This is a genomic window from Micromonospora sp. 4G55, from assembly GCF_016803375.1.
This window is the reverse complement of record NZ_JAEVHN010000013.1, coordinates 1-23,954: the sequence shown is the minus strand read 5'-3', so window position 1 is coordinate 23,954 and position 23,954 is coordinate 1. Positions and strand designations below refer to the sequence as shown.

Here is a 23,954-nt window from a genome sequence, read left to right as displayed (position 1 = left end):
GCGCGCTGCGACACTCGGTCGGTGGGTGGCAAACGGGGGGCGGAGCGGCTGGGGCCGGCCGTCGCGGTGGCCCCTGGCACCCGCGTTGACCGGTTCGAGGTCTTCTTCGACCTGGTTTTCGTCTTCTCGTTCTTCATCATCACCCGGGCCACCGCCGTGAACATCACCGGCGACAGCCTGCTGCACGGCATGCTGGTCCTCGCCGTGCTCTGGTGGTGTTGGGTGGTGCACACGGTGGTCGCGGCCCGGGTCCGGCTCGGCGTGGGCTTCGTCCCGGCGCTGATGGTCGTCGGGATGGCCGCGCTGTTCTGCTTCGCGCTGTCCCTGCCGCAGGCGTTTGGTGATCCGGTGCGGTGGGCTATCGGGCCGGTGGTGGTCGCGGTCAGCTACCTGGTGCTCCGCGCGGTGCACCTGCTGCTGTACTGGCACGTCGCCGGGGAGAGACCCGGCGAGCGTCGCCTGTTGCTGAAGTACTCCCCCGAACTGGTGATGAGCACCCTCCTGCTGCTGGCTGCCGCGCTGATCCCGCCGCAGATCGACGACCGGGGGCAGGCCGACATGGTGCGCGACGGGCTCTGGGTCGCCGTCGTCCTGTTGCAGTACGGCGCCGGCCTGGTCGCCAACACGTGGGGCTGGGTGCTGACCTCCGCCGAGCACTGGACCGAACGGTACGACCTCATCCTCATCATCGCCCTGGGCGAGTCGATCATCTCCGTCGGCGTCGGCGGCAACCTGCTCGGTGAGCCGGTCACCTGGCGGGGCGTCACCGCCGCGGTGCTCGGCATCTTCTTCACCGCCGCCCTGTGGTGGACGCACTTCGACGTCATCGCTCCGGCCGCCCGGATCGCGCAGCACGCGGCGCAGGGACGCCTCCGGGTCGCCATGGCGCGAGACGCCTACGCGTACTCACAGCTCGTCATGATCGGTGGGATCATCCTGTTCGCCCTCGGAGCAGAGGAGATCGTGCGGCAGGTCGCGGACGATTCGATCAACCTCGCCGAGCCGACACACGGCCCGGGCGTGCTGCTGCTGTTCGGCGGGGTGATCTGCTACCTCTGCGGCGGGATGCTGTTCCAACTGCGCACCCTCGGCACGCTCTCCTGGACCCGCGTCGGCACCGTGTTCGTACTCGCGGTCGCCATCCCCCTCGCCACACACCTCCCCGCACTGGCGGCCCTCAGCCTACTGACGGCCATCTGCCTCGGACTGGTCGCGACGAGGTGGTGGTCATGGCGGACGCCCGCCGAGCCCTGCACAAGGCGGTCTTCGAGGAGAAGACCACCCACGAGAAGCACGAGGCCGACTGGCGGGCCCGCTGGCACGAAGAAGCTCCCGACGAGAAACCCCGCTGAGGAGCCACTTCCCGACGTGTGCGGGAGAAGCGGTCGGCGCTGCCGGCAATGTCGGGCTCCAGTTGATCCGTTACACATCAGCTTCACTTGAAGGGTGACAGTTGGCCGCCTCTCTCCGGGCTCGGCTGTCACGGTGCGTAACTGGCGGGCCGCCTGTCGCTGGGCATGCCATCCTCGATGCCGGTCAAGACGCCCGGTCAGCGGCAGAAGCGGACACCGCTGGCGTGCGCCGACCCAGCCGACGATCCCGTGGAACTTTCTCTCGGGATGGCGTCGGATCCGGGCCGAGTCGTTCGTAGAACGGGCGAGAGGCGGAGACGTCTGCCCGATCCCGAAACAGACGTGATGCTCAACCAGCTAGCAGGCGAAGGCGACATCCCAATCGGGTCCTACGTGCACCGGGAGGTAGAGGCATGGCAAAGCTGATCTACGTGACTAATGTGTCGCTTGACGGCTATATCGAGGACGAAAGCGGAGCCTTCGACTGGTTCCCGCCCGACGACGAGGTATTCACGTTCACCACCAACCTCCTGCGGTCGGTGGGTACTTTCCTTTACGGGCGGCGCCTGTACGAATCGATGGCTGTCTGGGAAACCGACGCTGCTCTAGCCGCCCAGTCCGGCCTCATGGCTGACTTCGCGAGCGCCTGGCAAGCGGCGAACAAGGTCGTCTACTCCACGACTCTCACCGCGGTGTCAACGGCCGTCACCAGCTTGGAGCGCCGTTTCGACCCCGCCGTCGTACACCAGCTGAAGGCCACGGCCGGCAGTGATATCACCGTTGGAGGCGCCAACCTGGCGGCGCAAGCCATGCGGGCTGGACTGGTTGACGAGTGCCAGTTGTTCGTCTGGCCCACGGCCGTCGGAGGCGGCAAGCCGGGGCTGCCTACTGGCGTGCGCGCCGACTTCGCGCTCCTCGACGAGCGCCGGTTCCAAAACGGCGTCGTTCACCTCCGTTACCGCCCTCTCGGCCACTAACCAGGGTTACCACCCTGATCTGGGCGCTGCGGCCTGTGTGACGAGCGCCCGCCCACCCATCCGCCGCATGTGAGGCCCATGAGTATTCGCGGGCTGTTTCCCAAGCATCGGAGGTCCATCGCATGACCGAGTGAACCCTTCTCGGCAGAGCGGATGACTGGCACACCAGCGTCGCGGACCGTAGGCGTCACCCGTCCGTATCCGGCATGCTCAAGGCCCGTGTAACTCGTCAACCGGAGTCACCGTGTAACGCATCAAGCGGAGTACGACAGGCGCTGCCGGCAATGTGGACGCTCCTATTGCTCGTCAAGGTGTCGTGGGCGGCTGACTGAGCCCGTAGAGCTTGTTGAGGTCGAGCAGGTGGTGGCCGAGTACTGATGCTGTTCGGAGGTTGAGCACGAGCGCCATGAACACGTTCGGGGTTCCGGACGCGATGAGGACGTGCTGGTGGGTGCCGTCGGGCATCTGCCAGACGTTCGTTACCTCCTCCCGGCTGAAGTCGTGGCCGGCGAAGTGGTCATGGGGGATGGCGTCGTAGTAGGGCCAGAAGTCGAAGGGAGGAGGCCCGTCGACGTCGACTGGTGTTGGCGGTGTCCCGATCGTGGCGGTGAACTCATCTGCCGTCAGTAGTCGCACCGGGCCATGGTGCCTGCTCTGTCGGTCGAGGTGCGAGATGGGTGAAGGCTTCTCGAGCGATGTAGCGCTTGAGGCATCGCATGATTTCGGTCTTGGTCTTGCCCTCTGCGGTCCGGCGGGTGACGTAGTCCTTGGTGGGCTGGTGGCAGCGCATGCGAACGAGGGTGATGCGCCACAGGGCGCGGTTGGCGTCGCGGTCGCCGCCACGGTGTAGGCGGTGGCGGTCGGTGCGGCCGGAGCTGGCTGGGATGGGGGCGACGCCGCAGTCGGGCGAAAGCCGCTTCGGAGTGCAAGCGGTGAGGGTTGTCGCCGGCGGTGACGAGGAGTTGTCCGGCGGTGTCGATGCCGACGCCGGGCAGCACGACCAGATTCGGGCGGCGGCGGTGACGAGGGCGGCCAGGTGGCTGTCGAGGTCGTCGATCTCGGCCTGAAGGGCGAGCCAGCGTCGGGCGAGGAGGCTGCGCAGCGCGACTTTGGTGGCGGTCGCCGGATCAGACACCGTGCCAGGCCTCAGAGCGGCGCAGACGCGGATGCGTCTCTTGCCGGCCAGCCCGCGCACCAGCTGTCTCACGGGTTCGGGGGCCGAGACGATGAGTGCTTCGACTTGACCTCCGGCTTGAATGCGAGCCTTCATCGCTCTGCGGCGGGCGACGCGCAGAGCCCGGATCATCTCGACCTGGGCGTGACGGGTCTTCGGGGTGCCGGTGGCGCGGCCGGACAGGACCGCCCGGGCGGCGGACTCGGCGTCGATGGTGTCGGTCTTGCCGATCCGGCGGCGGGTGGAGCGGTCCGGGCGGTCGACCTCGACCACGGTCAGGCCGTAGTCGGTCAGGAACCGCAGCAACCCGGCGCCGTAACTGCCGCTGCCTTCCATACCGACCTTGACTACCGTGCCGAAGGATTCAGCCCATGTGGCGAGCTGCGCGTAGCCGCGCATCGTCGTGGGAAAGCCTCTGGTGCCCAGCACCCGACCGGTCTGGTCCAACACTGCCGCGACGTGTACGTCTTTGTGCGTGTCGACGCCGACGGTCACGTCCTGGTCCTCACTCACGCTGCCTCCTACCTGCTGCATTGACGGCAAGGCTCGACCACCGAGCACGAGGAGAACGCTGGACAGAACGGGGATGAGGGACGAACCCGAGCTCCTAATCAGGTCACCACGCCGGCCCGTGCAGGTGCCGAGAGAGGTGCCCCCGCCAGCCGGGTCGACGGGTCCACATGAGGGCACGGAGCCAGTTCAAAGTCGGGTCAGGCCCGGCCGGCGGGGACATCCTCCCAGACAGCCGCCGGCGAAGTGGTTCAAACTTTCTGTACGTCTTCAAGGCGGCCCTGAACGGGCCGCACGCGCCGCCGCCTGGGCGCGCGCCGGCCGCTGCCGCTGTCGCTCTGCTGCCGTCACGCCTGGCGCCCGCCGTTTGCCCGGAAGCGGGGAGACACACCACGCCCTTGCCGGCCGGCTTGAGGGCGTCCTTGATGTCGTCGATGATCCCGCCGGGGCTGATGTGGCCGTTGATCTCCACGCTGCTGATCGGGTTGCCACCGCCGAAGGCGTACCGGTTGGCATTCCAGGGTCCAGGCCGAGGTTCATATCGCCTAGGGCGTGTGTCGATCATGTAGTGGTTGATCGTTGACGATGTGCCGGTGGTGCGTCGTGGCGAGGTGACTGACGAGGCGTGGCGGTGATCGCGCCGCTGCTTCCCGAGCCGGGCGGTGCGCGGGGGCGGTGGCGGGATCACCGGCAGGTCATCAACGGGATCTTGTGGAAGCTGCGCACGGGTGCGCCGTGGCGTGACTTGCCGGAACGGTAGGGGCCGCGGGAGACCTGCCACGAGCGCCTTTGCCGGTGGACCGCCGACGGCACGTGAGATCGGATCCTCGCGGCGGCGCAGGTCCATAACGACGGCACAACCGTGCTGTGGACGATCAGCATCGACTCGTCGGTCGTGCGGGCGCATCAGCATGCCGCTGGCGCCCGCAAGAAAGGGGCCCACCGACAAGTCCGGCGACGCCTGGTGCGCAAGATGGCGAGGCCATCGGCCGATCACGCGGAGGGCTGAGCACGAAGAACCACCAGCCTTCGACAAGGCGGTCTACAAGAAGGTAGTCCAGACCATACCCAGCGGTCGGGACTCCTCCCTCTCCTGTCGAGATATGCCCCAATCTGGTAGCGGGCTGTACTCGGCGACGGAGAAGAGACGCATGGAATTCCAGAAGTGCCGCCACGCCCCGCCCGGCTGCGACTGGGCGTCGAGGATGACGTGACTTAGGCCGCGCGGCGTAGGTAGTAGCGCGCCGCCAAGCCCGCCTGGCCACCTCCTACGACGACCACGCCACACGATCCGGGCATGCTCGCACCTCCTTCGTCCGCGATCATCATGTGAAGTGGCCCAAGATCCCGACACGCTGGGCCGACGCAGACGTTGGCCCGTCCCGGCGCGGACACGGCCGGGACGAGTTAACTCTGCTGCCTACCCGCGAACGGACGGTGACACGGCCCTGGTTCCACCGGCCTATTCATGGTGTTGGTGGAACGATAGAAGACGTGGGAGCTGCGAAAACTGCTACGCCGGCTATCTCGCCGCTGGCTGGCGAGCCGATTAAGCGTGCCGATGCCGAGTCGCTCGCGGGAGTGCTGAAGGCATTCGCCGACCCGGCCCGGCTGCGACTACTCAGTCTGATCCAGTCCGCGCCAGAGGGCGAGGCGTCCGTGAGTGACCTCACCGCGCCGCTTAGTCTCTCCCAGCCGACCGTGAGCCATCACCTTCGGATCCTCACCGAGGCCGGCCTGCTCGAGCGCGAGAAGCGGGGCGTCTGGGCGTACTACCGCCTACGGCCGTCCGCGATCACGGCGATCGCCGACCTGTTGACGCCGCCGCGCAAGCGGGCGACGAAGAAGGCCCGCTGAGCGACACTGCCGAAGGCCGGCGCCGGCGCAGGGCCCCAGGCCGTGGGTCGGCAGACCCCGAAGTCGTCGAGGTGGTGGCGGCGCGGTGGGTTCTGCTTAAGCGTGAAGTGCTGGTTGGTGCGGACGTCGCGCCAGCCGCCACACCGCCCGCGTTCGCCAAACAGCGCCAGTCGAACGCTTGTACGAGGCGGTGGTGCGGGAAGTGGCGGGGCGCTGGTGGAACGGCATTTGGGGACGGCTGGGCCGGCGGGACGTGTGGCTGACCCGCGAGGTCAGGTGGAAGGTCATCGCCCGCGCTGGCGATGCCGAGACGGGTCGGGTACTGCGGTGGGATTTCGACAGCGAACCCGAAGCCCTCGCCCTGATCCAGCGCCTGCTCGCCGCGGACGCCGGCGGCAGTTGGCGCAAGCAGGACGGTGACGCCGCCTCGTCCCCACCTCAGTGACGGCTCAAGGGCCCGGCCGGCGGTCGCATCCCGAGAGGCGGTGCCGCCGGCCGGGACTGTTCGGTCAGGAGCTGCAGGTGTTGAGCATGCTCTGCAGCGCGGACTTTTCCGTCGACTGCAGGGTCAGGGCCCAGCTGTATTTCACGGTGATCCACATCTTGCTGTAGGTGCATCGGTAGGACGACAGGGGCGGTTGCCACGTCGATGGGTCCTGGTCGCCCTTGGCCTGGTTGACGTTGTCGGTGACCGCGATCAGCTGGGGGCGGGTGAGGTCGTTGGCGAAGCTCTGCCGCCGGCTGGTGGTCCAGGAGTTGGCGCCGGAGCGCCATGCCTCTGCCAGGGGCACGACGTGGTCGATGTCGACGTCCGAGGCCGCCGACCAGGTGGCGCCGTCGTACGGGCTGTACCAGCGGCCGGAAATGGCGGCGCAGGAGCTGTCGACGACGACGGAGGTGCCGTCGCGCTTGAGGACCTGCTCTCGGGTGTTGCAGGTGCCGCTGATGGTGATCCAGTGCGGGAACAGGTCCCGGGAGTAGCCGCTGGTCGAGCCCTGCGCCGCCACCGTCAGGGCGTTCAGCTGGGACTGCGCCGTGGACTTCGACGGGATGCCGGGAGGCGTGGCCGACGCGGGCTGCGCGTTCACGCCGGCCAGCAACGTTCCCGCGAGCGCAGCCACGGCGAGCGCGGCGGCGTGTCGTCTGGCGCGCGGGAATCGGGGAGAGGTTGGGGTGATCGACATGGCGGGCCTCCTCGTGGTGGTGGACGGCTACCGTCTCTAACGATCATGTCGATCGAAGGGCATGCCTGTAAAGGGATGTCGTACAGCCATCGACTGTTCGGCATCTTCCTGCGCCGCCCGCCGCAGGGCCCAACCCTGAGAGAAGGAGGTGAGGACTGTTCGGGTCTGCCCAAGGTGTGTCTTGCGGTGAGCCCTGGCCGCCGGCGCGCCAGCCCACCCGATGCCGGTGGCAGGTTGCGGCCACCGGTCGCGCCGATGCTGGCAAAACCCGTCGAGACTGTGCCGACAGGCCACGGCCTGTCCTATGAGCCGAAGTGGGACGGCTGGCGTGCCCTGGCGTTCCGCCACCAGGACGGGGTCTATCTGCAGTCCAGAGCCGGCCGTGACCTTGGCGCCTACTTCCCGGACGTCCTCGAGGCGGTCAACCAGGCGGTGGCACCCGGCGCCGTCCTGGACGGGGAACTCGTGGTGTGGGCGCAAGAACGGACCGACTTCTCCCAGTTGCAGCGGCGGGTCACCGCCGGGACTGGCCGCGACGCCCTGGCCAGGAGCACCCCGCCCACTACGTGGTCTTCGACCTCCTCAGCGCCCCGCCCGGCCTACCCCTGCTGGACAAGCCGCTCACCGAACGGCGCGCCCTGCTGACGTCACTGCTCGCCGACGCCCCGGCACAACTCGTCCTGTCACCGCAGAGCACCGACGTCGGGCAGGCCACCGAGTGGCTGCACACCTGGACCGCCGCCGGCATCGAAGGACTGATGATCAAACGGCTCGACAGCCGCTACGAGCCCGGCAAGCGCGGCTGGCAGAAGTACCGCACCTACCACACCACCGAGGCCATCATCGGCGGCGTCACCCCCCGCCTCAGTAATCCGGAGACCCTCCTGCTCGGCCGCCTCGACGAGCACGGACGACTCCGCTACACCGGCCGGACCCACGCCCTGCGGCCGGCCCAGCGCGCGGAGCTGATCGACCTGCTCACCCCTCACACCGCAGCACCAGACGCCCACCCGTGGCCGCAACCACTGCCCGCCTCCTGGACGGGACAGCTCGACCGGCCCCAACCCCTCCCCTACACCCCGATCCTCCCTGCGGTCGCCGCGGAGATCGACGTCGACACTGCCTACGAGCACCACCGGTGGCGCCACCTCGTGCGCTACCGACGCCCCCGCCTCGACCTCGCTATCACCGACGTACCACCGCTCAACAGCCAGCCCTGACGCTCATAACACCGCCACCGAACCCGAGCCGGGGGAGGTAGCACATGCGCAGCATGATCAGGGCGTCATCCACAGGCCACAAAGTTATCCACAACAAAGAGACCAGACATGGCGCGCGAGCAGGCTCGAGCGTGAAGCTGAACCCGTCGGCGAGGACACCGCCACGGCTGCTGGCCACGGCGACGCGCAGGTGGAGCAGCCCCGGCCGCAGGTCACCGACCACCGGTCCCCGCGCCGACCAGCGCGGGGACCGGCTGCAAGTGCAGACATCAACAGACGAGACGGCTGCAACAACCACACGGCGGAGATGTGCAGCCATATACGATCATCACGCCGGGAGGGATCTATGAGAGGCAATCCGAACCCGGCGACGGCCGAGCCATTTTAGGCAGCTCCGAGCATGTAAACGGGACACCGAAGAATTTGGCACTCATTCGGGCGTTCCATCGGTCCGGACAGACTCCTTGCCGTGCTGCGCCGCATTCCGTATCTCTCGGTTCGCCGATGTCGGGTCGCAGCCGGTGACTCGCAGCAGGTCGCTGGCGGTGCGCAGTTGGGTCACCACCGCTTCCCCGAATTCGTCGACTCCCTGGGCTCGGGCTCGCCCAGCCTGCTGTACGGCGTCGCGTACCTTCTGGTGGGTGCCCTCGGGCGGGTGCCCGGCGCGGTGCGCGCGGCGCAACAATTCGACGGCGTCGGCGAGTTGGCCGACGGCGGCGGGCAGGTCGGGGGGAATCGGCCCGTTGTACCGCAGCGCTATCGCTGACCGGCGGGCCAACCCCCGGCTGTGTTCGATGACGCGTTCCATCTGCCCAGCCGTACGCGCGTGGCGTTCCACGTCGTGGCGGCGCCGCCAGCGCGCAGGCGCCAGGCTTACCAGCTCTTCGGCGCCGCTGAGCGCCTGGTGCATCCGGTCGAGGTCAGCTCAGCGGCGGGACCTGCTAGGCCTCAGGCTGCCTGTCCCCGTCGTGATGGAAGTCCGCCCCGGCGACTACAAGAAGAGTGTCCACGCCCTGCTGCGCCGCCATCATCGCCATGGGCAACGGGAGCCATGTGCCGGCGAAGGCTCCACCAACGGATCAGCCGCTGCGACGGTTGCCCCACTGGCGCGGGCCCTGGACCGAGCCTCGGCCGCCGAAGCGCTGACCCTTTGCATACGGTTGAGGCGAGGCAACCTTGCCCTTCGCGCGTCGGGCAGCCCGATTTGCGTAAACGGCAGGACCGTCGGTCTCGGTCTCGGTCTCGGCCATGGTTGGCGTGTCCGCATCCTCGAGGTGGGCGCCTTGAACGGGCTCGGGCTCCGGCATCGGTGTCTCCCTGGATTCGTCGGGCGCCCTGCGGACCATCGCCAGCCGGCAGACGCGGACTGCTCGACGCCGGTGTGGGCGCCTTGACGGTATCGCAACGCCGAGCCCGCCCGATCGACGGTCCGTAGGCCCGGCGCAGGTGACAACCGCCATCAGATCTGTGGTGTCAAGCCGGGGATGGTGTGGTCAGCGGCAGGCGCTGGGGCAGCTGACGGTGCGCTTTGACACCGGCTTGTGCAGCCAGCCGGCGCTTGGGCTGCTACGCATGGTCCGTCAGCAACTGATAACCACCGCTCCCACACGCTGATGATCTGCCCAACCCTTCGAGGCGCTTTCCGCCACCTTGTCCTGCAATCGCTCGGGATCTATAGCCAACCGGCGGCACGATTCGCACAGCGGAGGTAATCCACCCTCACCGCCGCCCAGATCGTTCGGCTTGCAACTAAGTCCGACCGGCACAGATTTCGAGATCGGGAGACAGTACTTCAGGAGACGTCCCGTACTTGCACACAAAAGAAGAGCCTTTACGTAGCACGGTTCCATCTTGCGACTCCTTGCCCTTGACCTGATCGGTGACCTCGCGTGCCAGCGCGTCACGAAGGAAACACACATCGAAGAACTCCCGCCGATGGGCTTGCGAAAGGCGTGCGCGGTCGCGTCGGGGTCGGCACAGGCAACGGCCGATCCGCAGGCTGCTGCCGCGGCGACGATCAGGTCGGCGACGGTGGTCACGACCGGGAGTTGGCGGGTGAGGCAGACGAGGGTGTCCCGCCCCGACATGCCCCGGCACCGGATGACCCGGATCAGATGCCGCAGCGTCGTCAGTCACGCTCGCAAGCTAACAATGCTCCTGGTATCAGCCCATATATGACGGATGCGTGATCCGAGCATCCCGCGGCAGGGGCAGGACACCCGACCCCTCCCCGGCCCCCCGGAGGGTGGTTCCGGCCCCTGCCGCCCGAAGGCTGACGCCGCCCTGTTGATCTTGGGCGGCCGGCCTCGCTCACCGAAGGGAGGTGTTGGAGTCCTGCCAGACCGGCAACTCGAGGCGGGTGGCTGACAGGTCGAGCGTCGCGGCGACCGCCGTGTTCGGTGGCCGGTAGGTCGGCTGGTCGACCTGTGCCAGGTCCAGTCGGATTCGGTGACCGGTGGGGAACGTCCAGTGGTTGCCGTACAACGGCACCTTGACCATGCCGCTGCGCGCGTCGTAGCCGGTGAAGTCGAACCGAAATACGCCTCGGCTGACCAGCACCGCGCCGCCGCCGGGCGGCACGTCCCACACCCGTGCGGCCAGCACTGCCGTGGCGCCCGGCGTGGCGGCGTACCGGGCCTGAACGTGGCCGATCCCGACGAGGGTTTGTTCCGTCGGCAGCGGTGGTGAGACTGCGGTGTAGCCATCGGCTGGCGAGGCGATCAGTCGGGTGGACGTGCGGCAGCCCCCACCGGTGGGGGTGATGTTGCCGCCGGCGACGGCGTCGGTTGCGGCTGCGTCCGGGTCGGTGGCGCCTGAGATGGGCGCCAGGGAGACAGAGCCGTTGTAGTCGACCGTGAGCTTGCCGTTGGCGAGGCCGACCGGGTTGGGCGCGGTGATCGCGTCCGCGGCGGTCGTAGCACCCGCGCAGCGGGTGGGGTAGCTGGTCACCGAGGTACGCGCGGGCCGACTGCCGGCAATGTTCGCCTGCAGGAACCTCCACGCCTGTTCGTTGATCGCCCGCCACGCGCCCGGCGGGTTCTGCGCCCGGGAGTGCCCCACGTCGCCCACCGCGACGGCGACCGGCCAGTCGCGGTCGAGGCTCTTGAGGTAGGTGAGCATGCGGAACGACTCCACCGGTGGAAAGAGGTCATCGGTCCAGCCGGAGACGGAGAAGATCGCCGGCATGCGGCCTGCGTCGCGGCCGATGCGCCAGCCGGGCTGGTAGTACGCGGAGTGCCAGCCGCTGAATGCCGTTCTGAGCTGGCCCATCATCGGGTCGTCCACGCGGCCCGGCGCGGTGTAGGGCTCCCCTGCGTCGACCCTGGCGAGCCACGCGGTGAACGGTTCGGGTCCGTTGCTCTGTGGGCTCAGGGAACCCTCGTCGAAGACGCCGTTGGTGGTGCCGAGACTGTAGAGCCCACCGACGTAGCTGGTCTTGGCGACGCCGATCGGGTTGCCGATGCCGAGAGTGTCGGGTGCCCCCTGCGAGGACGAATACAGGTCGCTGCCCTGGTACGGCTCGCCGACCGGCGCTAGGGAAGGTCCGCCGGGGTGGCCGTTGGGCATCAGCGCGTAGGCCAAATCGGTCCACGGATACTTGGGCACGGCAACCTGCAGACGCAAGCGTGGCAGGCCGGGCAGGTCGCTCCAGTACTCGCTGCCGGCCTGTGCGGCGGCCTGCAGCCAGCTCTCTCCGCCGCCGTAGGAGCCGCCGCTGACCGCGACCTGGTTCCGGTTGATGTCCGGGTAGGCAAGAGCGGTCAGGGCGGCCAGCCACTGGGTGTCGCGGATCTCGACGTCCTTGTTCTTCACCCGGATGGTGCCCGTGGGCGGACAGACCGACCCGCCGGGCGGCAGGCACGTCGGCGCGGCCCCGGCCGGCGTTGACGGCTGGTAGCTGGCCCTCGGGCCGTTGTCGCGGAACCCGCGGGCGGTGTAGGTGAGCACGTAGTAGCCGTGCGCGGCAAACCAGTGGTTGTTCCAGTGGTACTTGTCCGCCCCGTCGGCGACATCGGAGGTGGACTCCCACTCGTGCTTGTCGTTGCCGAAGCCGTGCAGCAGCACGATCAACGGATGGGTGTCACCGGTGCCGGGCATGGGCCGCGTGACATCCACGTCCAGCGGCGCGCCGTCGAAGCTGGGAACCTGCGCCGAGCAGGTCGTCGCTCCACCCGGGTACGCGGCACAATTTGCTCTCAGCGCCTCCGCATTCGGTGATCCACTTCCCGCGGCACTCGACGCAGCCGCCGCCGGGGGCACCGCCCCGGACAGCACCGCCAGCAAGACGAGGGCGCCGGCGTGTGCGGACCCGACCCACCTCGTACGCGTTGGTGTCACAGCATCCAGCCCCCTTCGTGAAGCGGCAGCGCGGAACGGCGCGCAAGCTCGCCTGGGCCCTATGTCGCTGGCCGCCGGGGGGGATGGTGGCGGCCGGCTGTCCGGCGGCCACCATCCCGTACCCGGGGTCTGACGGAGGTGTGGTCAGTTCATTTGGTGTCGGTTGCGGTGAGGGTGAACGGGACCGCGGCGCCCAGCCACAGCTGGGTGAGTACGTACCGGGTTCCGCTCGGGATCGTGCCGGACTCGTCGGCGGCCGAGGACGCCGCCGAGCCGAGCAGGGTGCATGACTCGTCGTAGAAGTACAGGTCGAAGTCGTACGCGGTGGCGGTGTCGCTGTGCACGCGCGCCTCGTGGGCCCCATCGCCGAAGCTGTCCGGCAGCTTGGTGACCCAGCCGTCCGCGCCCTGCGCCGGCGCCGGCGGCACCGCACACGCCGTCTTGAACGCCGTGGCGGTCACGCCGGTGGCGTCGTCGGCCGTGCCGGTGGACGGGTTGCCCGTGACGATCATCCCGGTGTCGGTCACCGGCGCGTCCGGCGGGGACGGCGGCAGCGGCTCGACCCCGGTGACGGTCTTCGAGAAGACCTGCAGTTCGGCGCTCTGCACGTCCGTCTTGGTCTCGCCGAGCGCGCTGTCGGCCCAGAACCGCACGTACTGCGCCTGCACCGGCTTCGACAACGTGAACTGCTTGTAGTGCAGGTCGGGCGCGGTGGGGCGCGGCGTCTGGTAGCCGAACGCGTCGGCCCGGGTCAGGGCGGTCTGCCAGTTCGTTCCGTCGGTGGAGGTCTGCAGGGTGAATCCGCGCAGCCCTTCGAATCGGGAGGTGGTGAAGGCGCTGACCTGGATCGACGAGATCTGCGCCGGCGCGGCCAGTTTGATCACGGCGTTGCCGGCGCCCCGGGCAGCCTTCCAGCTGCTGGCCTCGGTGTCGTCGATCAGCCGTGCGGCGCCGGTCGTGGTGGCCGAGACGATGGTGGCGCCGTTGGCGGCGGAGGCCAGGTTGGGTGCCAGCGCGAACCGCAACGCCGAGGTCTGACCGGCGGTGACCTTCACGCTCGGGAAGGTGTGGGCGCCGAAACCCTCGGCCGCGATGGTCACCGGGTAGGTGCCGGCGGACACCGGCGCGGAGAACCCGCCATCGGCGGACGACGTCCGCAGCGGAGTGACCCGCGCTTCGAACGCGCCGAGGATGATCCGGGCGCCGGGGATCGGCTTGCCGGTGGCGGCGTTGACGACGGTGCCGGTCAGGGTGCCGTTACGGGCCGGGTTGACGTGCTCGTACGACGGGGTGGGGTCGGTGTCGTCGCCGCCGTCGGTGGCGGCGTGCAGGCCCAGACCCCGCTTGGCGAAGGCACCGTAGACCGCGTCCACGAGCGCGGCGTAGTCGGACCTGCTGTGGTAGCGGTTGTCCAACGCGGTGCGGATCGCGTCGCGCATGTCGATGAACGACGGATCCGCCGGGGACAGCGGCATCGCGTCGGTGACCAGCCGCGCGGCCATCTCACCACCGGCCGCCTCGCCGTAGCGGGCGACCAGCGCCTTGCGCAGGTCCCACAGGGTGGCCGTCCAGATCTCGCCGTCGGAGTGGACCTCGGCGCCGCCGAGGTCGTATCCGATGTCGCCGTAGCCGGTGGGGTTCTGGTCGTAGCTCCAGTTGCGGATGCCGCGTGTGGTGTTGCCGGTGGCGTGCTGGCCGACCACTGCCGTGGTGGCGAGTTTCTTGCCGTAGAGGTAGTTCAGCGCGTACCAATCGCCCCAGCCCTCGCCCATGGAGCCGGACTGGTGGGTGTTGAGGGCGTTGTCCTCACCGCTGACGTACCGGTTCGACAGCCCGTGCGCGTACTCGTGCTCGATGACGGACGCGTCGAAGTTGCCGTCCGAGTACGGCCCCTCAAACGTGTCGTTGATCGGCTCCCACAGGAACATGCCACTCCACGCCGGGATGCCGTCGGGCAGGGTGAGCATGTACGCGTTGTCCCGGCCGGTGTAGGTGGGTGCGCCGCCGCTGGCCGCGCCGGCATGCACCAGCCCGAGGACCGGATCGCCGCCCTGACCGCCGCTGGCGCCGTTGTTGGCCTGGAAGTTGCCACCGGACTCAGTGAAGCCCAGCGCCCGAAACTCGTCGTGGATGCGGTTGTGGTGCCAGAACAGGTTCGTCGCCGCCGGGTCGAGGTCCTGGACGTAGCTCGGCGGCAGCGTCTGCCCGTTGCTGCGCGCCCAGTTGGCGGCGTAGGCGTAGTTGAACTGGGCGGTGGGGCTCACCGGGCGCGGCCCCTGGTCGGCGGGGACCAGAAAGTTCGAGTAGTTGGCGTACGTGTTGGCGTTGTTGCCGAAGGTCGTCGGCCCGGCGATACCCACCAGGCCGGTGGGGTCGACGTATCCCGACGGCGACTGGGCGGTCGGCCCGAACGACTTGACGACCGGGGCACCGCCGGCCGGCGCGCCCGGGTAGTTCTCGTAGACGGTGCCTTCGGCGTCGCGCGCCACCAGGGACGCCTGGTACAGCGTCTCCCCGGTCGCCGCGTCCACGACCGTGTCCCACGCCTCGTCGAGGCCCTTGATGAACAGGACACGGTAGGCGGGTCGGGCACCGTCGCGGGTGGGGAACGCCGCCTTCTGCACGTAGGACTCGCCGGCGAACGGGCCCTTGGCGAAGACCTGGAACCCGGCGCGGTCACCGGTCGGCTGCGCCGTGTAGGCCACCCCAGGGGCGAGCTTGCCGGCCACCCCCTCTACCGCCTGGCCGGCGGACAGCTTGTGCGCTGCGTTGAGAGCCCCGCCGCGGGCTGAGTTGCCGGCGTAGGAGAGGACCTTCCCGTCGCTGGTCACGGCCACGCCGAGGCGCCCGCCGCGCACCGCCGGCAAGCCGGCATACGTCTGCGCGAAGTTCACCACGTGCGTGCCGGTGCCGACCAGCTCGTGGTCCCGCACGACGGTCAGCGACGCGACGTCCACCGCCGTGAGGCCAAACGCGTCGCGGTTGGCGTCAATGAAGGACCGAGCCACCGCGATCGCATTCCCGGAGCGCGGGCCGGTGAGCCAGCCTCCGTCCTTGCGGATCGTCCGAGGCGTCCCGAACCGCCGGTCCCAGCTGACCCGGGTAGCGGCGCCCGCGACGGCGCTCAACTCGCGTACCGCGGCGAGTTGGGCATCGGTGGGCCGCACCGGGTCCGACGTACGGCGGACATCGAGCCGCTCGACACCGGATGACCCAACATCGACTACGGCGGAAGCGACCGATGGAGTAAGTGTCAGGACCAGGGCGAAGGCCGCTCCGACGGCCAGTGGTGGACGGATACGCATGGAAGCTCCCTCTGGGGATTGAGTCATGCCTGCGTCGTGCCGGAGGTAGTAGCCCCTCGCAATGAACATCGACGCCGACGGCTGAAGCGCAACAGCCATCGACCAAACGCCAGCCCGCCGCCGATCACCAGCACATCAACGAGGCAGGCATAGCGGCACCTCTTGGGTCGAGTCGACCGCGGCAACCGGCGCGAACCGGCCCACAGGTACCGGTAACGAGCCACAATGGCATCCGACCGTCGCCTTCCTGTAACGAGACATGGTCTAGCCACCCGATATGCCAAACGCGCATCCCTCTGAACCGCCAACTGTCGATCGCCTGCGGCAGCGGTTCTGTCAAGGGTTCCTCCTCGGGGATGACCGTGAAGGCCGAAAGCGGCCCGCGCCAGAGTGAACGCCTAGAACCGCTCTGGCAGCAGACGAGCAGGGTAGCCGACTCCACCACCACGGATCCCAGCGCTGGTGATCATGCACCACGCCCATCGGGGAGACGATCCAACCCGGTCTGGGTGAGCGCTTGAGGAGTGTGGCCGGGGTGGTAATAAGGTTCGGGTTGGCAAGTGGCGCAGAACTGGGCCGACGGGCGATGCGCCAGGTGTTCGATCGGGATGTCGCGATGACACCCCTCGCAGGTCCCGTAGCGGCCCTGCTCCAGGCAGTGCAATGCCCGGGCGATGTCGCCCAGGGCCCGTTGTGTCGCGGCGGCCATTGCGGAAGCCGCGTCATGGTCGGCCCCGTCACTAGAGATCCGGCGTGCCCGCCGGGCCAGCAGCGCCAGCTGGGTGCTGTGCCGCTCGTACTGCTCCTCCAAGATGATCCGCAGCACACCCAGCTCGTCCTGCCTACTCGCGACGTACATGGTTGCGTCCTTCCTGCTCCAGATGAGAAAAAGGGCGGAGCGTTGATGCGCTCCGCCCGCTGGTGCCGATCATGTGAAATGTCGGCCGTTGTGGTGGCCGTCGGCGCTGGCCGGGCTGCCGCCGAGGTCGACGGGGCGACGGTCGGCGTGGCGGTGCCCCGGCGAACGCAAGCGACCGCGGACACGACGAGGTGACGCATCAGCGCAGCGGGTCGAAGGGTCGGATCTCCGCGGGCTGTTGGCCACTGGTGATCTGCTCGGCGAGCAGCTTGCCGGTGAGTGGACCGAGGGTGATTCCCCACATGCCGTGGCCGCCGGCGGCGAAGACACGGGGTGACCTTGTCCTGCCGATCAGCGGCAGCCCGTCGGGGGTGCAGGGTCGCGCCCCAACCCACTCGTCGGCGCGGGCGTCAAGGTTGGCGCCCCGCAGCAGCGGCCGTGCGGCCTCGGCGATGGCCAAGATACGGCGACGGTCCAGCGGCGCGTCGGCGCTGCGGAACTCCATCATCCCGGCGATGCGCAGCCGGTCTCCGAGGGGCGTGCACGCGACGCGCTGCGCCGGGAAGTACACCGGACCGGCCGGGACGTGGTCGATCGCGACGCTGAAGCTGTACCCACGGCCGGCCTGCACGACGGTTCGGACGCCGAAGCGTCGGGCCAGCTCACCGAGCCACGTGCCGGTTGCGAGCACCACCGCGTCATAGCGCTCATCCGCGCCGGCGGAGGTCACCACCCGGACCCCCGCCCTCTCGTCCCGGATGTCCACCACGTCCGTGCCGGTGACCAGCGATGCCCCACGTGCGCGAACGGAATCAGCGAGCGCGTGCACGTAGTGCCCGGGGTTGATGAACCGCTGACCGTGCAGGCGGATGGCGGCGCCGATGTCGTCCGAGAGCGAGGGTTCCACCTCACGCGCTTCGGCGCCGGTCAGGACGTCGAACTCGACCTCCTGGCCCGCGGAGTGGATGTGCGCCAGCTCATCGAGAAGGACCGACCGTTCGACCTCGGTCCGGTACGCCGCGAGAAACGACTTCGCCTCGTTGGTCATCGACGGGACCCCGCCGGCCTCCAATGCGTCGAAGGCATCGAAGGCGCGCCGGTTCATCGGTATGTAGGCCTGCATCGCGGTCCGCCACTTCGAGGTGGTGCTGTGCCGCGCGAAGCCCGCCAAGAACCGCAGAAGCCGAGCGTCGGCGCGCGGCGGCACGTAAACGGGCGAGGACGGGCTCAAAACGGCGCGCAGCCCGTAGCGGAGCACCGCCGGCTCCGGCAAAGGGGTGGTGATGCCGGGGGTGAGCCAGCCGGCGTTGCCCCACGACGCGCCGGCGGCCACCCCGGTGCGGTCGAGCACGGTGACCTGCACCCCCCGCTCCTGCAGGAACCAGGCGGTGGCCAGCCCCACCATCCCCGCACCGATGATCGCGACGTGCTGGGGATCGGGCACGGATCTGATGGCAGGCATTTGTTCTCCTTCGGAGGAACTGGGATTCGGGCAATCCTGTCCCGACCGTGCCGGGACGTCACTGTTCCGTCAGGTGAGGACTCACCTCGACGGTTGGTCGAACCGAACAAGGCCGAGGCACAACAGAGTCAGGCCTTCCGGGTCAGAGTCAGGCCTGCCGGGTCCGCGTTCGCTGACGGCCGGGAGGGCCGTGCGAGGTCAGCGGCGTTGCTGGCAGGGCACGCAGTACTTGGCGCAAGGCAGGATCTCCAGGCGGGCCGTTGGGATCACGCCGCCGCAGCCCTCGCAGACGCCGTAGGTGCCTTCGGACATCCGGCGCAGCGCTTGGGCGGTGTCGGCGACGCCTTGCCGGGCGATCTCGATCAGCCGGCGCAGGGCGTCCGGGTCGTGCCCGCCGTGGTCGGGCTGCCGGGAGGACGCCGTCAGCTCGGTGAGCTGGTCGGTGTGCTCGCGGAACTGGCTTTCCAGCAGGTCGCGCAGGGTCTCCGGCAGGGTGGCGCAGCCGACCGGGTCGCCGGCCGCAGCCAGCTCCTCGATGAAGAACGGGTTGCCCTGGGTACGTTCGTGGACGTCGTCGACGGCCCGGGCGGCCGGTTCGGCGCCGAGGATGTCGGCGAGGATCGCGGCGGTGCCGTCCCGGTCGAGGCGGCCCAGCTCGATGCGCTCGACGCTGCGGGCCCGGTCCAGCTCGGCCAGGAACGGCCGCAGCGGGTGGCCCCGGTGCAGCTCGTCGGTGCGGTACGTGCAGACCAGCAGCAGCCGGGCGGTGCGGGCGGCCCGGACCAGGAAGCCGATCAGGTCGCGGGTGGACCGGTCGGCCCAGTGCAGGTCCTCGATGACCAGCACCAGCGGCTGGTCGGCGGCGAGCCGGTGGAACAGCTCCCCGACCAGGTCGAACAGGTAGCCCCGGGGGGCGTCGGAGAGGGCCGGCCCGGCCGGCGCGGCGACGGCGGCGGGTCCCCGGCCCAGCTCGGGCAGCAGGCGGGCGAACTCCGGCTCGTACCCGTCGCAAGACGCCGGGACCGTCGCGGCGCAGCACCTCGCGCAGCGCGGCGGCGAACGGCGCGGTCAGCCCGTAGAGCAGCAGGTTGACCGAGACGGCGGCGGAGACGGTGGCCAGCGGCCAGCCGAACTCGGCGTGCAGCGGGTGCAGCAGGACCGAGGGGGTGGCCCGGAAGCCGGCGGCGCCGACCAGCGCGACGAACGCGACGGCGGCGACCAGCCAGGCGGGGTGGAGACGGCGGGTTCGGTTCACGATACGAGTCTCGACGGCCGGCCGGCGGCCGACGAGTGGCCGGAAAGCCATCATGCGCAATAATCGGGCCATGACGATCGTCCCGCACCGGGTGGCGGTGCTCGCCATCGACCAGGTGGTCGGCCTCGACCTCGGCACCCCCTCCCAGGTCTTCGGCACCGCCCGCACCAAGGACCTGCAGCCGCTCTACACGGTCGACGCCTGCACGCCGGGGGGCCACCCGGTGCGCAGCACCGCCGGGTACCAGGTGCTGCCCGACCACGGGCTCGAACTGGTCGAGGCCGCCGACACGGTGGTCGTACCGGGCATCCACGGCGGTCCGGCGCTGACCGACGGCATCCTCGACCCGGAGGTGGCGGCGGCGCTGCGGGCGGCCCACGAGCGGGGCGCGCGGATCATGTCGATCTGCACCGGCGCGTTCGTGCTGGCCGCCGCCGGCCTGCTCGACGGCCGGCGGGCCACCACCCACTGGGCGTACGCGGACCTGTTCCGCCGGCTGCACCCGGCCGTCGACCTGGATCCCGACGTGCTCTTCATCGACTCCGACGACGTGCTCACCTCGGCAGGGGTGGCCGCCGGCCTCGACCTGTGCCTGCACGTCATCCGCACCGACCACGGCAGCGAGGTGGCCAACCGCTCGGCCCGGCGCTGCGTGGTGCCGCCGTGGCGCGACGGCGGCCAGGCCCAGTACATCGAGCGGCCGGTGCCCCACCGGGCGGGGACCGGCACCGCCGGCACCCGGGAGTGGGCCCGGCAACGGCTGCACGAGCCGGTCACCCTGCGCGACCTGGCCGAGCACGCGCGAATGAGCGTGCGCACCTTCACCCGGCACTTCCGCTCCGAGACCGGGCTGAGCCCCGCCCAGTGGCTGCTCCAGGAGCGCACCGACCACGCCCGACTGCTGCTGGAGACCACCGACCTGACCGTCGACCAGGTGGCCCACCGCTGCGGCTTCGGCACCGCCGCCGCCCTGCGCCAGCAGCTCCGCCAGCGCATCGGCGTCGCTCCGAGCGCGTACCGCCGGGCCTTCCACCGGCACCCCTGATCCGCGTTCCCGCGCCGCGGGCGAGGACGGCCGGTCGGCGGGGTCAGGGTGGGGCGGCGGCGCGGAGCCGGTGCAGGGCGGCGGTGGCGTCGCGCAGGTGCACCTCGATCATCGGGCGGTCGCCGGGGCCGGACGGCACGGGTGCGGTGGACCCGGGCCGGGCTCCGGAGCGGTCGGTGGCGGCGGCGGAGAGCCCCGCCAACCCGTCGGCCAGCTCGGTCAACCGGTCCGGCAACGGCCCCGACCCCGCCGTCGGGTGGGACGTGAGCTGTCCGTGCACGTCGTCGCAGAGCAGCAGAGCAGCAGGGCGGCGGCGACCAGCACGTGGACGTCGTCGAGGGGGGCGATCGGCCCCTCGCAGCCGGGCCGACCGCCGGCGCCCGCGTGACGGTGCGGCCGGTGACCCGGTGGGCCTCGACCCGGGCCTCGGTGAGCCGGCCGAGGCGGGCGTTGGCGTGCCGGGCCTGCTCGCAGGCGGTGGCCGCCAGCCCCGGCCCGCCCCGGCGCAGCGCCTCGGCCGCCGTCCGCAGCGCGACCGCGGTGTCCCGCAGGATCTCCGGGACCGGCGCGGCGACCAGCTTCACCGGATCGGGGCTGAACAGCACCTGGCTGCCGAACAGACCCAGCGCGCCGCCGACCGCCACGTCCAGCAGATAGCCGGCGGGCGACCGCGCCGGCCCCAGTGCGGTCACGATCAACACGGCGGTGCCGGACTGGACGTAGGTCAGCGGCCGCGGGTCGACCAGGGCCGCGATCGACATCGCCAGCGCGAGCGCCGGCACCATCACCAGGAATCCGATGCCGAGATCGAGGGCCTGGACGCCCTCCCCCACGGCGACGCCGGCCAGCACCCCCACGAACAGGTCGACGGCCTGCCGTCCCCGCCCGCCCATACCCGCCGACAGGCAGATCAACGCGCCGGTGGCAGCGAAGATCGGCGCCTCGTGGCCGAAGAGGGTCGCCGCGATCCACCACGCCACGCCCGCCGTCAGCGCGCACTGGCCGATCACCGGCAACGCCATCCGGATCCGGCGCCGCAACAACGCGGGGACGACCGACCGGGCCGCTCTGCGCAGGCCCGCCCCGCGCCGGCTCACCGCACCGGCTGGCTCACGACCGACCGACCGGTCGACGGTCGGCCGGTCGACGATGGGCGCTCCCGGCGGCGTCCGCAGAACCCGGAGCTGCGCGAGGTGTTTGGGCAGGTGGACGCGGGCGTGCAGGTCCAGGGTGCGCGACCACGGCAGGGTGTCGTCGACGACCAGGTCGAAGCCCTCCCGCAGGTGGGTGTCGACCGGGGTGTCCCCCGCCGGGCCCAGCCGGTCCACCAGGGCGCAGAGCTTCTGGCTGGTGGCCCGCAGCAGGGTGGCCAGCCCGTCCAGCCCGCCGCAGTCAACGACCAGCGCGTCCACCTGAGGGCGGTGGATGGTCTCCAGGTCGTAGTAGGCGAAGGGCGAGCCGGCAAGCACCGCCTCGGTGGCCTCGCTCATCAGCTCGTCGTTGGCCGCCAGGTGGGCCACGATCTGCTCGGCGGTCAGCTGCCCCTGCGGCGGCTCGCCGAAGCCGCCCGCCTCCACCTCGGCGAGCAGTTCGTCGTAGATCCGCCGCAGCCCCGCGCTCTCCACGTCCCCAGTCAACCCCGCCGACCGGCGCGGACCGGGGCGTTACCGCACCGGGATCACCCGGACGGGCGGTTCAGCGCCGGCCCCGTCGGGCGCGCAGGTAGTCGGAGACGACGTACTCGCCGAGGTCGTCGAGGTCGGGGGTGAACATCCGGCCCTTCGAGCGGCGGGCCACCGCGTCGACGAAGCGGCGCAGCCCCGGATCGTCGCCGAGCATGAAGAGGTTGAGCGTGGCGCCGTAGCGGGTCAGCTTGTCCACCTCGCGGATGGTCGCCTCGATCGTCTCCGGCAGCGGCGGCCAGTGGAACAGCGCCTCCCCGTCGTCCGGGTCGAGGTGGGCGGTCGGCTCCCCGTCGGTGACCACCAGCACCACCGGCTCCGCGCCGGGGTGCCGGCGCAGGTGCCGCCCGGCCAGCCGCAGCGCGTGCTGGAGGTTGGTGCCCTGCTGCATGTCCGGCTCCACCGCGGCCAGCTCCTGCTGGGTCAGCGTCAACGCCTCCCGGCCGAAGCCGACGATCTCCAGGGCGTCCTGCGGGAAGCGGGTCGCCACCAGGTGCGACAGCGCCAGCGCCGTCTGCTTCATCGGCCCCCAGCGCCCCTGGGAGATCATCGAGTACGACAGGTCGACGCAGAGCGCCACCGCCGCCGAGGCCCGGCGCTCGGTCTCCACCACCTCGAAGTCCGAGACGTCGAGCTGGACCGGCACCGTGGGGCCGGTCCGCCGGACCGCCCGGGTGAGGGTGCGGACCACGTCCAGCGGCTGCTCGTCGCCGTACTCCCAGGGCCGGGACGCCCCGCTGACCTCGCCGGCCGCGCCCGCCGAACGCAGGTCGTGCTGGCCGCGCGGCCCGGCCGTGAGATCGGCGAAGACCCGGCGCAGCGCGGTGCCGGCGAGCCGGCGCAGCGCCTTCGGGCTCAGGGTGAGCCCGTCGGCGTCCCGGCTCACCCACCCCTGCCGGCGCAGTTCCCGCTCCAGCTCCCGCAGCCGGCGGACGTCGTCGGCGGCGTCGCGGCCCAGCGTCCGGGCCACCGCCTCGACGTCCACGTCGTCGAGGGTCGCGCCGGGGTGCTCCTGGTCGAGGGAGTCGAGCAGGTCGTCCAGCTCGCCGATCTCGTCGAGCGCGCCGGCCGCCTCGCCGTAGCCGAGCGGCTGGTCACCGCGGACCCGCTCGCCGCGGTGCCAGTTCAGGTCGGGGCGCAGCGCCCGCAGGTGCCCGTCCAGCGCGGACAGCTCGCCGGCCAGCCGGTCGCCGAGGGACTGCCGCATCAGCCCGGCCAGCTCCTCGCGCTGCCGGTCCGACAGCGACCGCATCAGCCGCTCCCCGGCCGCGGAGCGGCGGGCCAGCACGTCGACCAGCTCGTCGACGTCCTTCGGCCGTTCCGGGAAGAACTCGCCGTGCCGGCGCATGAACTCGGCGAACGCGTCGGTGGTGTCCTCGGCGCGGGCGGGCCGGGCCAGCAGGTCGTTGAGGTCACGCATCATCTCGGCCAGCTGTCGCTGCACCGCCGGGTCGCCGGCGGCCCGCGCCGCGTCGCGCAGCCCGGCGAAGCGCTGCTCCAGCACCTCGCCGCGCAGCCCGTCGAGGATCCGCTGGTACGTCTGCCGCGCCTCGTCGCTGGCCCACTCGTAGCCGGCCAGCTCCTGCACCGCGCGGGCGGTGGAGCGGGGCAGGTTGTCCAGCACCGCCTCGGCGAACCGCGCGTCGTCGTCGGCGCGTCCGCGCAGCTCGTCGCGTTCCGCCGCGAGCGCCTGGTCGAGCAGCGCCCGGGAGCGGGTCACCGCCCCGTCCAGGT

The 23,954-nt window shown here is 70.4% G+C and carries 19 protein-coding genes and 4 pseudogenes; 9 read left to right on the top strand and 14 right to left on the bottom strand.

Annotated elements, in window-relative coordinates:
• Window positions 1-21 precede the first annotated feature (21 nt).
• Window positions 22-1,443, top strand: coding sequence for a low temperature requirement protein A (locus JNW89_RS02645; protein WP_238447518.1), 1,422 nt, complete (start codon window positions 22-24; stop codon window positions 1,441-1,443).
• A 322-nt stretch (window positions 1,444-1,765) separates the two neighbouring features.
• The gene (locus JNW89_RS02640; protein WP_238447517.1) at window positions 1,766-2,329 is read left to right on the top strand and encodes a dihydrofolate reductase family protein; all 564 of its coding nucleotides are present in this window, start codon (window positions 1,766-1,768) and stop codon (window positions 2,327-2,329) included.
• A gap of 306 nt (window positions 2,330-2,635) precedes the next feature.
• Here the strand turns inward: JNW89_RS02640 and JNW89_RS02635 are convergent, their stop codons facing one another.
• The gene (locus JNW89_RS02635) at window positions 2,636-2,965 is read right to left on the bottom strand and encodes a hypothetical protein (RefSeq protein ID WP_238447516.1); all 330 of its coding nucleotides are present in this window, start codon (window positions 2,963-2,965) and stop codon (window positions 2,636-2,638) included.
• Window positions 2,943-4,016 carry a transposase gene (locus JNW89_RS37950; RefSeq protein ID WP_309139943.1) on the bottom strand — a complete coding sequence of 358 codons (1,074 nt, stop codon included), beginning with the start codon at window positions 4,014-4,016 and terminating at the stop codon, window positions 2,943-2,945. The genes JNW89_RS02635 and JNW89_RS37950 overlap by 23 nt, the downstream gene beginning before the upstream one ends.
• A 593-nt stretch (window positions 4,017-4,609) precedes the next feature.
• On the opposite strand from JNW89_RS37950, the pseudogene JNW89_RS02625 reads away from it, so the two are divergent.
• The 3 genes and pseudogenes from JNW89_RS02625 to JNW89_RS02615 all read left to right on the top strand — a co-directional run.
• Window positions 4,610-5,036, top strand: a pseudogene (locus JNW89_RS02625) (IS5 family transposase); the annotation flags it as partial.
• A 471-nt stretch (window positions 5,037-5,507) separates the two neighbouring features.
• Window positions 5,508-5,870: a helix-turn-helix transcriptional regulator gene (locus JNW89_RS02620; protein WP_238447515.1), complete on the top strand. Its 363-nt coding sequence runs from the start codon at window positions 5,508-5,510 to the stop codon at window positions 5,868-5,870.
• 178 nt (window positions 5,871-6,048) lie between these two features.
• Window positions 6,049-6,315 (top strand): hypothetical protein, encoded by a 267-nt coding sequence (locus JNW89_RS02615; RefSeq protein ID WP_238447514.1) that lies wholly within the window; start codon window positions 6,049-6,051, stop codon window positions 6,313-6,315.
• Between the two features lie 64 nt (window positions 6,316-6,379).
• Here JNW89_RS02615 and JNW89_RS02610 read toward each other — a convergent pair whose 3' ends face one another.
• Window positions 6,380-7,054 (bottom strand): HNH endonuclease family protein, encoded by a 675-nt coding sequence (locus tag JNW89_RS02610; protein ID WP_238447513.1) that lies wholly within the window; start codon window positions 7,052-7,054, stop codon window positions 6,380-6,382.
• A gap of 255 nt (window positions 7,055-7,309) precedes the next feature.
• On the opposite strand from JNW89_RS02610, the gene JNW89_RS36415 reads away from it, so the two are divergent.
• Window positions 7,310-7,699 carry a hypothetical protein gene (locus tag JNW89_RS36415; RefSeq protein ID WP_255540313.1) on the top strand — a complete coding sequence of 130 codons (390 nt, stop codon included), beginning with the start codon at window positions 7,310-7,312 and terminating at the stop codon, window positions 7,697-7,699.
• On the top strand, window positions 7,621-8,274 hold the full coding sequence (locus JNW89_RS36410; RefSeq protein ID WP_309139942.1) for a hypothetical protein: 654 nt from the start codon (window positions 7,621-7,623) through the stop codon (window positions 8,272-8,274). The genes JNW89_RS36415 and JNW89_RS36410 overlap by 79 nt, the downstream gene beginning before the upstream one ends.
• A gap of 430 nt (window positions 8,275-8,704) precedes the next feature.
• On the opposite strand, the gene JNW89_RS02600 is transcribed toward JNW89_RS36410, so the two are convergent.
• From JNW89_RS02600 to JNW89_RS02565, 7 genes and pseudogenes are all read right to left on the bottom strand, one after another.
• Window positions 8,705-9,184 carry a hypothetical protein gene (locus JNW89_RS02600; RefSeq protein ID WP_238447512.1) on the bottom strand — a complete coding sequence of 160 codons (480 nt, stop codon included), beginning with the start codon at window positions 9,182-9,184 and terminating at the stop codon, window positions 8,705-8,707.
• Between the two features lie 1,400 nt (window positions 9,185-10,584).
• Entirely contained in the window at window positions 10,585-12,372 is a 1,788-nt protein-coding gene (locus JNW89_RS02595) for a CocE/NonD family hydrolase C-terminal non-catalytic domain-containing protein (RefSeq protein WP_238447511.1), read from the bottom strand.
• Window positions 12,373-12,761: 389 nt separating this feature from the next.
• A complete protein-coding gene (locus JNW89_RS02590; RefSeq protein WP_238447510.1) occupies window positions 12,762-15,779 on the bottom strand; it encodes a M36 family metallopeptidase in 3,018 nt (1,005 codons plus the stop codon).
• A gap of 604 nt (window positions 15,780-16,383) precedes the next feature.
• Window positions 16,384-16,776 carry a TraR/DksA C4-type zinc finger protein gene (locus JNW89_RS02585; RefSeq protein WP_238447509.1) on the bottom strand — a complete coding sequence of 131 codons (393 nt, stop codon included), beginning with the start codon at window positions 16,774-16,776 and terminating at the stop codon, window positions 16,384-16,386.
• Window positions 16,777-16,975: 199 nt separating this feature from the next.
• Entirely contained in the window at window positions 16,976-18,238 is a 1,263-nt protein-coding gene (locus tag JNW89_RS02580) for an FAD-binding oxidoreductase (protein WP_238447508.1), read from the bottom strand.
• A 198-nt stretch (window positions 18,239-18,436) separates the two neighbouring features.
• Window positions 18,437-19,129, bottom strand: a complete 693-nt coding sequence (locus JNW89_RS38510) for a TraR/DksA C4-type zinc finger protein (RefSeq protein ID WP_375155033.1) — start codon at window positions 19,127-19,129, stop codon at window positions 18,437-18,439.
• A 100-nt stretch (window positions 19,130-19,229) separates the two neighbouring features.
• A pseudogene (locus tag JNW89_RS02565) lies at window positions 19,230-19,544 on the bottom strand (MFS transporter); the annotation flags it as partial.
• Window position 19,545: 1 nt separating this feature from the next.
• On the opposite strand from JNW89_RS02565, the gene JNW89_RS02560 reads away from it, so the two are divergent.
• Window positions 19,546-20,538: a GlxA family transcriptional regulator gene (locus JNW89_RS02560; RefSeq protein WP_238447507.1), complete on the top strand. Its 993-nt coding sequence runs from the start codon at window positions 19,546-19,548 to the stop codon at window positions 20,536-20,538.
• Window positions 20,539-20,581: 43 nt separating this feature from the next.
• Here the strand turns inward: JNW89_RS02560 and JNW89_RS02555 are convergent, their stop codons facing one another.
• Complete coding sequence (locus JNW89_RS02555) at window positions 20,582-20,773, bottom strand: hypothetical protein (protein WP_238447530.1); 192 nt, start codon at window positions 20,771-20,773, stop codon at window positions 20,582-20,584.
• 164 nt (window positions 20,774-20,937) lie between these two features.
• Between JNW89_RS02555 and JNW89_RS02550 the strand changes: the two genes are divergently transcribed.
• Window positions 20,938-21,195, top strand: coding sequence for a hypothetical protein (locus JNW89_RS02550; RefSeq protein WP_238447506.1), 258 nt, complete (start codon window positions 20,938-20,940; stop codon window positions 21,193-21,195).
• 17 nt (window positions 21,196-21,212) lie between these two features.
• On the opposite strand, the pseudogene JNW89_RS38505 reads toward JNW89_RS02550, so the two are convergent.
• The 3 genes and pseudogenes from JNW89_RS38505 to JNW89_RS02540 form a co-directional block, all read right to left on the bottom strand.
• Window positions 21,213-21,560, bottom strand: a pseudogene (locus tag JNW89_RS38505) (FUSC family protein); the annotation flags it as partial.
• Between the two features lie 147 nt (window positions 21,561-21,707).
• A pseudogene (locus JNW89_RS02545) lies at window positions 21,708-22,163 on the bottom strand (hypothetical protein); the annotation flags it as partial.
• A gap of 70 nt (window positions 22,164-22,233) precedes the next feature.
• A partial coding sequence (locus JNW89_RS02540; RefSeq protein WP_238447505.1) for a VWA domain-containing protein occupies window positions 22,234-23,954 on the bottom strand: 1,721 nt, incomplete at its 5' end.

Excerpts from the sequence above, each read along its gene's own strand:
- JNW89_RS02600 (WP_238447512.1), bottom strand. The coding sequence starts at position 9,184 with ATGCACCAGGCGCTCAGCGGCGCCGAAGAGCTGGTAAGCCTGGCGCCT.
- JNW89_RS02560 (WP_238447507.1), top strand. The coding sequence starts at position 19,546 with ATGCGCAATAATCGGGCCATGACGATCGTCCCGCACCGGGTGGCGGTG.
- JNW89_RS02585 (WP_238447509.1), bottom strand. The coding sequence starts at position 16,776 with ATGTACGTCGCGAGTAGGCAGGACGAGCTGGGTGTGCTGCGGATCATC.
- JNW89_RS36415 (WP_255540313.1), top strand. The coding sequence starts at position 7,310 with ATGCTGGCAAAACCCGTCGAGACTGTGCCGACAGGCCACGGCCTGTCC.
- JNW89_RS02595 (WP_238447511.1), bottom strand. The coding sequence starts at position 12,372 with ATGCCCGGCACCGGTGACACCCATCCGTTGATCGTGCTGCTGCACGGC.
- JNW89_RS02610 (WP_238447513.1), bottom strand. The coding sequence starts at position 7,054 with ATGTCGATCACCCCAACCTCTCCCCGATTCCCGCGCGCCAGACGACAC.
- JNW89_RS02640 (WP_238447517.1), top strand. The coding sequence starts at position 1,766 with ATGGCAAAGCTGATCTACGTGACTAATGTGTCGCTTGACGGCTATATC.
- JNW89_RS02580 (WP_238447508.1), bottom strand. The coding sequence starts at position 18,238 with ATGCCTGCCATCAGATCCGTGCCCGATCCCCAGCACGTCGCGATCATC.